This window comes from Candidatus Hamiltonella defensa 5AT (Acyrthosiphon pisum) (assembly GCF_000021705.1).
Classification (GTDB): Bacteria; Pseudomonadota; Gammaproteobacteria; order Enterobacterales; family Enterobacteriaceae; genus Hamiltonella; species Hamiltonella defendens.
Genome location: NC_012751.1, coordinates 801,012 through 812,953, shown reverse-complemented (window position 1 = coordinate 812,953; position 11,942 = coordinate 801,012). Strand labels below are relative to the sequence as shown.

Here is an 11,942-nt window from a genome sequence, read left to right as displayed (position 1 = left end):
TGAGGAATATCTGATTGTTTGATATTGAAGGAATCCCTGCGATGAATACTGATTTTTTTTTAAAATGAGTTGACGCTCATTTTGCATATACGCATAATGCGCCCCGAAACGCTTAATGAAGGTCTAAGACCATAAAGAGCATACATAAAAGATGGCTACGTAGCTCAGCTGGTTAGAGCACAGCACTCATAATGCTGGGGTCACAGGTTCGAATCCCGTCGTAGCCACCATTGCGGGAGTGGCGAAATTGGTAGACGCACTAGATTTAGGTTCTAGCGCCGTAAGGTGTGCGAGTTCAAGTCTCGCCTCCCGCACCACTTTTAAACCGCTGATAATAAAAGCAAATGGGGTATAGCCAAGTGGTAAGGCACCGGGTTTTGATCCCGGCATTCCCAGGTTCGAATCCTGGTACCCCAGCCATATTTTTGCACCATCCTTATTTCAAAAAAATCCTTCATGACGCCACGCTAGTTACTTTATTAGGGTATACGTTTGGGGTATAGCCAAGCGGTAAGGCATCGGATTCTGATTCCGACATTCCCAGGTTCAAATCCTGGTACCCCAGCCATCGTGATCAATCGCTTATCTGATTCCCATGCTTTCCCTTTACGGAGACCGTGGACACTTTAAAATAAATTCCTGGCCGAACCCTTCAAGCTTTAGAGCGTAAAATGCTTTACTCACAAGCATTATGAAAAAATGCCATTCGGTCAATTCAGTATTTTTTTAAAAACGAATATTTAACTTTTCCAATGCTCTAGCCAACTGAATCTTTAGCGCCACGAATGGCTATCGTTAAAGTGCCTCAAGGCTGTTAAATCAAGTTCTGTTGACTCGTGCCTACTCGCTAACATGGATGAAATGTTGTAAAAGAGGCATCACTGAAGACATTCTAAAAAACTTGATAAATAAAAAATTCAATAAATCAATGCGTTATTTGTATGTGAAGTTTTTTTAGATCAGATCGCTCTGAGTGAATAGGCACTTCCCTCGACTGAGGACCTGTACATCGTTATAATGAATCGTGACAAAATTAGCGGGTCTAAAAACCCCCTTGCGTTATCTTTTTCTATACATCATAGAGCCTAGACCGGTTTCATTCGCAATCTTTATGATTTATGTATGTACACAGAAAAATAAATGAGTTTCATTAATAAAATGAATGAAATGTTGTATTAGTGTTTTCAGTCTCAACTGCTTGATGAACATACTGCCTTGTTTATACGTTGACCTGAGACAAAATTTTAAAAAATCCGTATTGAGGTAAAAAATGCAAGTTTTGGTTGAAACAACAGAAGATCTTAAAAAACGAGCAACAATCACATTATTTTCTGATGACATTGAAAAAGCCATTAAAGATAAGGTAGTTAAAACGGCTAAAACAGCAAAAATGGACGGCTTTCGTAAAGGAAAGGTCCCTATCAACTTGATTGAACAACGTTATGGTGAATCTATTCAACAAGATATTTTGATCGATTTTATGCAAGATCATTTTTCAAAAACCATTCTTCAAGAGAAGCTTAACCTCGCTGGCAGACCTCAATATTTACCAGGAAAATATATAAAAAATGAAAATTACACTTATTCAGTGGAATTTGAAGTGTATCCAGAGATCAAACTTAAAGATTTAGAATTAATTGAAGTAGAAAAACCTATAGTGTCACTCAACGATGATGATATCGATAAAATGTTAGAAAAATTACGCCACCAAAAAAAAACCTGGCAAGAAATCCCGGATCTCCCTGCTGAAATGGGAGATCGCGTGACCTTTGACTTTACTGGCTCTGTTGACGGAGAAAAATTTGAAGGCGGTACTGCTTCTGATTTTGTCATGAACCTCGGTGAAGGCAACATGATCCCAGGTTTTGAAGAGGGTATTGTGGGCCATAAAATGAGCGAAGAATTTAACATCACATTAACTTTCCCTGATGAGTATCACAGTGAGTCTTTAAAAGGCAAAGAAAGCCAATTTTTGATTCATCTTAAAAAAATAGAAAAATTTCAATTACCTGAAATTAATGAAGAATTTATTAAAAATTTTGATTTACCTGAGGAATCCTCCATAGAGGCTTTACGTGCTGAAATACGTAAAAACATGCAAAGGGAACTCACAAAAGCCATTCGCAAAAGAATTAAAGAACAAACCATTACAAGTTTATGCGATTTAAATAAAACAAAAGTACCTCTTTCTTTAATCGAGGAAGAAATTGATGCCTTACGAACAAAAGCTGCATCTTATAGCGATAAAAAAGACATCATAAAAGAGCTGCCTCGTTCTGTATTTGCTGAAAAGGCAGAAAGTCGGGTGCTTGTAGGGCTGTTATTAACTGAAGTCATCGATCGAAACAAGTTAACTGTTGATGAAAATAAGGTCCAGGTTTTTCTTGAAGAAATCGCTGAGGCTTATGAAAACCCTAAAGAAACAATTGAATTTTATAAAAATAATAAAAAGTTAATGAATAATATATACAATCTTGCCTTGGAAGAAGAAGCCATTCAAGTGCTTTTAAAAAACGCTAAAATCACGGAAAAACCAATCTCATTTAGTGAGTTTATGAAGCAAATCCATGAGACTGATACGGCTAACGATTGATTCAGTCGCGACTGACTCGCCTTAGCGTCTTCGCTATTTTAGAGAGAAAATTATTCTTTTTGAGTATATGAAATCAAGCCAGATTCTGCCAAGAAGTTAATTCTGAACTAAAACTACGCCGCAAAAAACTAATTTTTAGGAGAGGATATGTCATCTTTTGACGAACAAAATACACGCTTACCCAGCATGACTTTGGTGCCTATGGTGGTAGAACAAACTTCACGTGGAGAACGTGCTTACGATATCTATTCCCGTATGCTAAAAGAGCGTGTTATTTTTTTAACAGGGCAAGTAGAAGAGCATATGGCGAATCTGATTGTGGCGCAGATGTTATTCTTAGAAGCAGAAAATCCTGAAAAAGATATTTATTTATACATTAATTCTCCAGGGGGCGTGATTACAGCAGGGATGTCTATTTATGACACCATGCAATTTATAACACCTGATGTCAGCACGATCTGTATAGGGCAGGCATGCTCAATGGGGGCCTTTTTATTAGCCGCGGGCGCAAAAAGTAAACGTTATTGCTTACCTAATGCCAGAGTAATGATTCATCAGCCACTAGGCGGATTTCAAGGCCAAGCGAGTGATATTGAAATTCATGCAAAAGAAATATTAAAAGTAAAAAAACGTATGAATGACTTAATGGCAATACATACCAAAAAAACATTAAAGATAATAGAAAAAGATACAGAACGTGATCACTTTTTATCTGCTGAAGAAGCGAAAAAATATGGACTAGTGGACTGTGTATTAACTGAACGCAAGGATGTTAAAAATTTTAGTAAAAAATAATAGTCTCTATGAATACAAACATAGAGAACAATCATTCTATCGATGAAATTTTTGAGTGAAGAATACGACAAAAGAGGTTTACTGATAATGAGTAAGCGCAAAAGTTCTGGAAAGCTGATTTATTGCTCTTTTTGCGGGAAAAACCAGCATGAAGTGCATAAATTGATTGCAGGCCCGGCAGTTTATGTTTGTGACGAATGTATTGATTTATGTAACAACATTATTCGTCAAGAAATGAAAGAAATTTCTACTAAAGAATCAGAGGCTTTACCCACACCTCATCAAATACGTGCCCATTTAGATGACTACGTTATTGGTCAAGAAGCTGCAAAAAAAGTGTTATCGGTGGCTGTCTACAATCATTATAAAAGATTAAGTCACTCTATCCCTGATGGTGTTGAACTAGGTAAAAGTAACATTTTACTGATTGGTCCAACGGGAAGCGGTAAAACCTTATTAGCAGAAACCTTAGCGCGTTTCCTTAACGTTCCCTTTACGATTGCAGATGCCACAGTTTTAACAGAGGCAGGTTATGTAGGAGAAGATGTCGAAAATATCATTCAAAAATTGCTACAAAAATGTAACTACGATGTTCAAAAAGCACAGCTGGGTATCATATATATTGATGAAATCGATAAAATTTCACGTAAATCAGATAATCCTTCGATTACTCGAGACGTATCAGGTGAAGGAGTACAACAGGCATTACTGAAACTCATTGAAGGAACAATCGCATCTGTACCTCCTCAAGGTGGCCGTAAGCATCCCCAGCAAGAATTCTTACAGGTTGACACTTCAAAAATTTTATTTATATGCGGAGGCGCCTTTGCCGATCTTAACAAGGTGATTGAACAGAGGCTCAATACAGGTACCGGAATTGGTTTTAACGCTACAGTCAAAGGGGCCCGTGAAAAAACAAATGAAGATAAAATATTGTCTCAGGTTGAGACCGAAGACTTAGTCAAATTTGGCTTAATCCCTGAGTTTATAGGGCGCTTACCTGTTATTGCTGTATTAGATCAACTAAATGAAGAGGCTTTAATCCAAATTTTGAAAGCGCCTAAAAATGCACTGACAAAACAATATCAGGCTTTGTTTCACCTTGAAGGGGTTGAGCTTGAATTTCATTATAATGCTTTAAAGGCAATTGCCAAAAAAGCCCTGGTTCGTAAAACAGGGGCTCGTGGTTTAAGATCTATTGTTGAAAACACTTTGTTGGACACCATGTATGATTTACCATCCACAGAAAATGTTTCTAAAGTAGTGGTCAATGAATCTGTGATTATTGGCCAGTCCGTTCCCTTAATGATTTTCGAGCAAAATGAGACACAAATTTCAAAAAAAAATAATTAGCGAAAATATATCGAAATTATTTTTTTGAAGTTTCATAAAAAAATGAAAAATGGATTATCACTCCTAAAAATAAAATAAAAGTCCTGCTTTAAATCATAGACTTTTTTTAAAACCGTAGTGATGGCTGTGAATTCAAAGCGCAGGAGCATCCGACCGGCTTGTGCTCATAGAAGTCAATGAAGGAAATGCTCAGAGGACTTTAGTTTATAAAAAACGAGCACCTCAGAAATCACAATCTGATAGGTTTTTAAAAAGGTCTAATTATACAAAGACAAAACTATAGAGAGACCTTCATGAACCTTAAGCGTTCCGAACGCGTACAAATTCCCGTCTTACCACTGCGTGATGTTGTGGTTTTTCCTCACATGGTGATCCCATTATTTATTGGTCGAGAAAAATCCATTCGATGCCTAAAAGCAGGAATGGATTATGGTAAAAAATTGTTGCTTGTCGCTCAAAAAGAAGCGGCGGCTGATGAACCTTGCATGGATGATTTATTTTCTGTAGGCACTGTGGCTTCCATTTTGCAAATACTGAAGTTGCCTGATGGCACAGTAAAAATTTTAGTAGAAGGACTAAAGCGCGCACGTATAACAGCTTTACGTGAGGATTCAGGCTACTTCTCAGCTGAATTTGAATACATTAATCCAAAAGTCATAGAAAAGCCTGAGCAGGAAATATCCGTACGAGCTCTGATGAGTCAATTTGAGGTTTACGTTAAATTAAATAAAAAAATTCCATCCGAAGTATTGACTTCTTTAAACCTCATTAATGATGCGGAACGTCTCTCAGACATGATTGCCGCTCATATTTCATTGAAATTAAATGAGAAACAAAATATTTTAGAAATGCCCGATCTCACTGAGCGTTTTACACAGCTGATGAATATCATGGCATCAGAAATAGATTTATTACAGATAGAAAAACGCATTCGTGGGCGTGTTAAAAAACAGATGGAAAAAAGCCAGCGCGAATATTATCTGAATGAACAGATGAAAGCCATTCAGAAAGAAATAGGCGAAATGGACAATATTCCTGACGAATACGAGATGCTAAAACGTAAAATTGAAGCGGCAAAAATTCCCAAGGAAGCACGTGAAAAAACAGAATCTGAACTGAAAAAATTAAAAATGATGCCTCCTATGTCTGCGGAAGCCACCGTTGTGCGGGGTTACATTGACTGGATGCTACAGGTTCCCTGGCACAACCGCAGCAAAGTTAAAAAAGATTTAATCAAGGCACAGGCAGTGCTAGATACCGAACATTATGGTTTAAAAAGAGTTAAAGACCGCATTCTTGAGTATCTTGCGGTACAAAGTAGAATCAGCAAAATTAAAGGCCCCATTCTATGTTTAGTGGGTCCTCCTGGAGTAGGCAAAACTTCATTGGGCCGATCTATTGCTCATGCAACGGGCCGTGAATATGTCCGAATGGCACTGGGAGGAGTACGCGATGAAGCCGAAATACGGGGACATAGGCGCACTTATATTGGTTCCATGCCCGGTAAACTGATTCAAAAAATGGCGAAAGTCAAAGTAAAAAATCCCCTCTTTTTATTAGATGAAATTGATAAAATGGAGACAGATATGCGTGGAGATCCTGCCTCTGCGCTATTGGAAGTACTAGATTCAGAGCAAAACGTTGCTTTTAATGATCATTATCTAGAAGTAGATTATGACCTTTCTGATGTTATGTTTGTCGCCACATCTAATTCATTAAATATCCCTTCTCCACTACTAGATCGTATGGAAGTCATCCGCCTTTCAGGTTATACAGAAGACGAAAAACTCAATATTGCGAAACAACATTTATTATCAAAACAATTTGAGCGTAATGCGATTAAAAAAAATGAGCTTAACATTGAAGATGGCGCAATTCTCGGCATCATTCGTTATTACACGAGGGAAGCGGGTGTACGAAATTTAGAGCGTGAAATATCTAAAATTTGTCGAAAAGCCGTAAAAATTTTATTGATGCAAAAAAAAATAAAGCACATTGATATTAATGAAAATAATTTAAAAGATTTTCTTGGTGTTCAACGGTTTGATTATGGTCGTGCTGATTCAGAAAACAGAATTGGTCAAGTGACAGGATTGGCTTGGACAGAGGTAGGTGGCGACTTACTGACAATAGAGGCCGCTTCTCTTCCAGGAAAAGGTAAACTGCTTTATACCGGCTCCCTCGGTAAAGTGATGCAAGAATCTATTCAAGCTGCTTTAACTGTCGTACGCTCTCTTGCCGGAAAACTCGGTATTTCGAGTGATTTTCATGAAAATCGCGATATTCACGTACATGTACCAGAAGGAGCTACTCCAAAAGATGGTCCCAGCGCGGGTATTGCAACCTGTACTGCTTTAGTCTCTTGTTTAACTGGTAACCCTGTAAAAGCGAATGTTGCCATGACAGGTGAAATTACTTTACGTGGTTTAATATTACCTATTGGTGGTTTAAAAGAAAAATTACTGGCGGCTCACAGAGGCAATATTAAAATCGTTTTAATCCCCGATGAAAATAAACGTGATTTAGAAGAAATACCTGAAAACATCATTTCTGATCTTGAAATTCATCCCGTAAAATCTATTGATGATGTTTTAACATTATCTTTGCAAAAGGCACCTTTTTCTACTTCTTCTACTTCGAGTGAAGTGACAGTTAAGAGAACTAAAGTTTTAAAAACTAAATCTGCACCTAAAGCACGAAATTTAAAATCACAACAAGAGTAAATACGTAAGTCAAATTCGATCCACGCTGGGAAGTCATATTTTTGACTGTTCCGGCTATTTTTTTATTTTACAGTGGGTGGCATCCATATGATGGAATATTTTCGAACGTCTACTAAAAACCTTACCTTAAAAATTATATTGTTTTTTATCGTGTTGTCTTTCATTGCAGGTGGTTTGGGTAGCTACTTCATAGGGAGAGCGACCGATTATGTTGCTAAAGTGAATGGTGAAAAAATAAGTCGGGCACAATTAGAACAGGCTCTACAAAACGAACGTCATCGCTTAAAACAACAGTTAGGAGAACATTTTTTAGCCTTGGCTGACAATAAAGATTATATGCAACAGCTACGTAAAAAGGTGATTGATCAATTAATCAATCAGATTTTGATTGTTCAATACACTCATCATCTTGGCTTAAAGATAGATGACGAGCATGTCAAAGACACGATTAGAAAAATGTCGTATTTTCAAACAGATAATCAATTTGATAATAAAAAATATCTCAATTTAATTAGTAATATGGGCTATACCCCTGATGAATTCGCTGAATTACAGCGCCAACAGCTTATTAACGACCAGTTACTACAGATATTTGGAAACAGCGAGTTTGTTTTGCCCAATGAAATTAAAAGAATCTCAGCCTTACTTTTACAAAAACGTCACGTGAGACTGGCTACCTTAAATCTCAATACATTTCAAAATCGCCAAAAAGTGACAGATGAAGAGATAAAAGATTATTACGATAAAAACAAAAATACTTTTACTAATCCGGAGCAAGTCAAAGTCAGCTTTATTATTATGGATGCTGAAAGTATGGAAAATAAAATAACCGTCAATAAATCAGAAATAAAAGACTTTTATGAGCAACATTCAGCAGAATTCATTCAACCCGAGCTTAAAAATTACAGTGTCATTCAACTTAAAACAAAAAAAGAGGCTGACACCACTTTAGATAAATTAAAAAAGGGAGCGCTTTTTTCTGACCTGGCTAAAAATAAATCAATAGACAGTATTTCACGCAAAAAAGGGGGGCAATTAGGCTGGCTGGAACCAGATACTACTGTTGACGAAATCAAACAGGCTAATTTAACAGAAAAAGGGCAACTTTCTGGTGTCATCGAATCCTCTACTGGTTATTTTATCTTTCGTTTAAACGATATAAAACCCTCTTATGTTAAACCTTTATCTATTGTTCGTAATCAATTGATTGAAAAGATTAAACAAGAAAAAGCCATACAAGCATATTATGTTTTGCAAAAAAAAGTCAGTGAAGCGATGATCAACAATCATAAATCATTAGCTTCTGCAGAGACGGTCTCTGGGTTAAAAGCGCAGCATACCGCTTTTTTTGGCCGTAATGATGTTCCATCTGAACTTAATATTAAACCAGTCATAAAAGCAATTTTTGATGGTGATTGGGTTGCTAAAAAAACTCAGACTGGTAGTGATGCTGACATGATTAATCTTGATGGTGATCGAGCCGTAGTCATTCGTGTTGATGAACATAAACCTAAACGTATTGAGCCTTTAAAAAAAGTCCGAGACAAAGTGCAAAAACAGATCCGGGCTCAAAAAGCACAAAAACAAATTCTAGTTGAAGGTGAAAAATTTTTAGCGGCTTTAAAAGAAGGTAAAGGAACGTCAGAGATGAAATCAGCAGGCTTAAGTTTTGGTGAAGAAAAAGCACTTTCTTATAATTCAGATCATAATGCACTTGTTGAATCTATTTTTGCATTAAACTTGCCAACAAAAAACAAACCCGTATATGGTTTTAGCTTCGATCAGAATAATAATGGCGTATTAATTGAGTTTTTATCTGTGACGGAAGGGAAATTAACTTCAAGTGAAAAACAAGCTTTTATAAGCAACATACAATCTGGCTATAACATAGCTAACATAGAGGCCTTACTAAAAAATTTACGTAAAGAGGCAGATATTGAAATACGGTCTTTAGATCAATAATTGCGATTAATATCGAATTATATTGCAAATATTTGTAACCAAGAAAAATAGTTTTCTCAATGTCTCTCATATTTTGAATTAACTGATTGTTGTAAAAAAAAGCATCAGGCAAAGTTGGGTTCCTTTTAACCACATGGAATATACAATATGAAAAAGACAAAAAAACTACTGCCTGTATTTTTATTACTTGGAACAATCAGTTCAGCGTGGACGGTTTTTGCAGCCCCCTCGGAACAAAATAATAATAAATATAATTCATCGACTATAAACCCATCTTTTAGAGGCGGCGTTGAGGGAAAAAAAATAAAAGAAAATACTAAGGATTCCAATGAATTGGATGAACGCATCAGCATTAATACTGCCAGTGCTGAAGAATTAGCGAAATTTCTTAATGGTATTGGAAAGAAAAAAGCGGAAGCGATAGTGCAATATCGTGAAAAGTATGGTGAATTCAGTGAAATTGAGGAATTAGAAGAAGTGTCTGGTATAGGGCCTGCTTTTATGCGAAAAAACAGTTCAAAACTAAAGTTGTAACCAGGCTTTAAAATTTTGCGCGTGAAATAAGAAGACGGTGGGACTCTTTGCGAAAGAAAACGGGTAAGGCCCCGCCGTCGTTGTCTCTTGGCAAAAGAAGACCTATCCCGTGCGGCTATGATACCAGTGAATTGGAGTGTTTTTGATGACTGGAAAGGACAATATTCCGGGGGTTATCTTTTTATCTTTGGTTAAACCGCTCATTAGCCCTCCACCTAGAATCAAAATGGAAAAGTACCCAGAGGGTCTTACCTAATCTGACTTATTATTACGATCAAGTGGTGATGTAGAATGAATCAGATTTAAAAAATTTTTGGAATAATTGAACACAGTCCATTTTTTCGATTTTCTTCTCACTGTGCTTTCAATTTTTGTCTTCCTTTTCATAGTATGCTTCGTATAATGTGATTACTGTTTTCCTGAGCAAAGCGCTTTATTAAAAAAATATCATCCGGGTATTTTACGATGATTTAACTAATAGGCCTTCTTCATTACATAAGAAAATTTTATGAAAAAAACTAAAATTGTTTGCACTATCGGTCCTAGCAGCGAATCAGAAGAGATGTTAGTGCAGTTACTTAATGCAGGTATGAATGTCATGCGCCTGAATTTTTCGCATGGTGACCACAATGAGCACCTACAACGTATCAAAAATTTGCGAGCCGTTATTAAAAAGACAAATCAAAAAGCGGCGATTTTACTGGATACTAAAGGCCCTGAAATTCGCACAAAGGAACTGAAGGGAGGAAAAGAGGTTTCTTTATCTATAGGTCAAACCTTCACGTTCACGACCGATCAAAATATCATCGGTGATGCTCATACTGTGGCGGTCACTTACCCTGGATTTGCAAATGATTTAAAAGCCGGCGATACCGTGTTAGTCGATGATGGTTTGCTCGCCATGGAGGTAATAGAGACCCAAAAAAATGCCGTGATCTGTAAGGTACAAAATAATGGGGATTTAGGCGAAAACAAAGGAGTGAATTTACCCGGAATTTCTATTAAATTGAATGCCCTAACTGAAAAAGATAAAGAAGATTTGATATTTGGTTGTCAACATTCTGTTGATTTCGTCGCCGCTTCTTTTGTTCGAAAAGCGTCTGATGTATTAGAAATACGCGAATTCTTAAATAAAAATAAGGGAGAAGGTATTCAAATCATTTCTAAAATTGAAAATGAAGAAGGTCTCAATAACTTCGATGAAATTTTGGCTGTTTCTGATGGCATTATGGTCGCTCGTGGCGATTTGGGTGTTGAGATACCTGTCGAAGAAGTAATTTTTGCACAAAAGATGATGATTGAAAAATGCAATCGGGCTCGAAAAGTGGTCATTACGGCGACTCAAATGCTTGATTCCATGATTAAAAATCCTCGTCCCACTCGTGCTGAAGCAGGCGATGTCGCGAATGCGATCGTAGACGGAACGGATGCGGTAATGCTATCGGGTGAAAGTGCCAAAGGGAAATATCCGATAGAATCCGTAAAAATTATGGCCAGTATTTGTAAACGAACCGATCTGGTTATGCAAAGCCGGATTGATTTTTTGAATGAAAATCAAGAAATCAGGATCACAGAGGCGATTTGTCGGAGTGCTGTGGAAACCGCTGAAAAATTAAATGCTCACTTGATTATTGTGGCGACCAGTGGTGGAAAATCCGCAAAATCAGTGCGGAAATATTTTCCACATGCGATGATAATGGCATTAACAACAAATGAAGTGACAGAAAGGCAGCTGATTTTAACAAAAGGGGTATTTCCTTTTCTGGTTAAAAAAATTGATTCTACGGATGATTTTTATCATATCGGTAAAAAAAAGGCGCTAGAACAAAAATTGGCCTGTAAAGGAGATGTCGTGATTATGGTGTCAGGAGCACTCGTACCCAGTGGTACAACCAACACGGTTTCTGTTCAAGTATTATAAAATTTTTTCTAATACAAAATAGACGCGAATTTAAAGATAATAAAAATAATGCGATTCGTGT

Annotated in this window: 7 protein-coding genes and 4 tRNA genes; all 11 read left to right on the top strand. The window is 36.9% G+C overall.

The window, feature by feature from the left end; translation table 11 throughout:
* The first annotated feature begins 153 nt into the window (after nt 1-153).
* The 11 genes from HDEF_RS03880 (at nt 154) to pykF (ending at nt 11,881) form a co-directional block, all read left to right on the top strand.
* Nucleotides 154-230 (top strand) — tRNA-Met (locus HDEF_RS03880).
* 2 nt (nt 231-232) lie between these two features.
* A tRNA-Leu gene (locus tag HDEF_RS03875) sits at nt 233-317 on the top strand.
* Between the two features lie 28 nt (nt 318-345).
* Nucleotides 346-420 (top strand) — tRNA-Gln (locus tag HDEF_RS03870).
* 73 nt (nt 421-493) lie between these two features.
* A tRNA-Gln gene (locus tag HDEF_RS03865) sits at nt 494-568 on the top strand.
* Between the two features lie 702 nt (nt 569-1,270).
* Nucleotides 1,271-2,593: a trigger factor gene (gene tig, locus HDEF_RS03860; protein WP_015873355.1), complete on the top strand. Its 1,323-nt coding sequence runs from the start codon at nt 1,271-1,273 to the stop codon at nt 2,591-2,593.
* Nucleotides 2,594-2,740: 147 nt separating this feature from the next.
* On the top strand, nt 2,741-3,388 hold the full coding sequence (gene clpP, locus HDEF_RS03855; protein WP_015873354.1) for an ATP-dependent Clp endopeptidase proteolytic subunit ClpP: 648 nt from the start codon (nt 2,741-2,743) through the stop codon (nt 3,386-3,388).
* A gap of 84 nt (nt 3,389-3,472) precedes the next feature.
* The gene (gene clpX, locus HDEF_RS03850; protein ID WP_086935033.1) at nt 3,473-4,741 is read left to right on the top strand and encodes an ATP-dependent protease ATP-binding subunit ClpX; all 1,269 of its coding nucleotides are present in this window, start codon (nt 3,473-3,475) and stop codon (nt 4,739-4,741) included.
* Between the two features lie 293 nt (nt 4,742-5,034).
* Entirely contained in the window at nt 5,035-7,464 is a 2,430-nt protein-coding gene (lon, locus tag HDEF_RS03845; protein ID WP_015873352.1) for an endopeptidase La, read from the top strand.
* A gap of 87 nt (nt 7,465-7,551) precedes the next feature.
* Entirely contained in the window at nt 7,552-9,426 is a 1,875-nt protein-coding gene (gene ppiD, locus HDEF_RS03840; RefSeq protein ID WP_015873351.1) for a peptidylprolyl isomerase, read from the top strand.
* A 147-nt stretch (nt 9,427-9,573) separates the two neighbouring features.
* Nucleotides 9,574-9,960 carry a helix-hairpin-helix domain-containing protein gene (locus HDEF_RS03835; protein ID WP_015873350.1) on the top strand — a complete coding sequence of 129 codons (387 nt, stop codon included), beginning with the start codon at nt 9,574-9,576 and terminating at the stop codon, nt 9,958-9,960.
* 508 nt (nt 9,961-10,468) lie between these two features.
* Entirely contained in the window at nt 10,469-11,881 is a 1,413-nt protein-coding gene (gene pykF / locus HDEF_RS03830) for a pyruvate kinase PykF (protein WP_015873348.1), read from the top strand.
* The last annotated feature ends 61 nt before the right edge of the window (nt 11,882-11,942 follow it).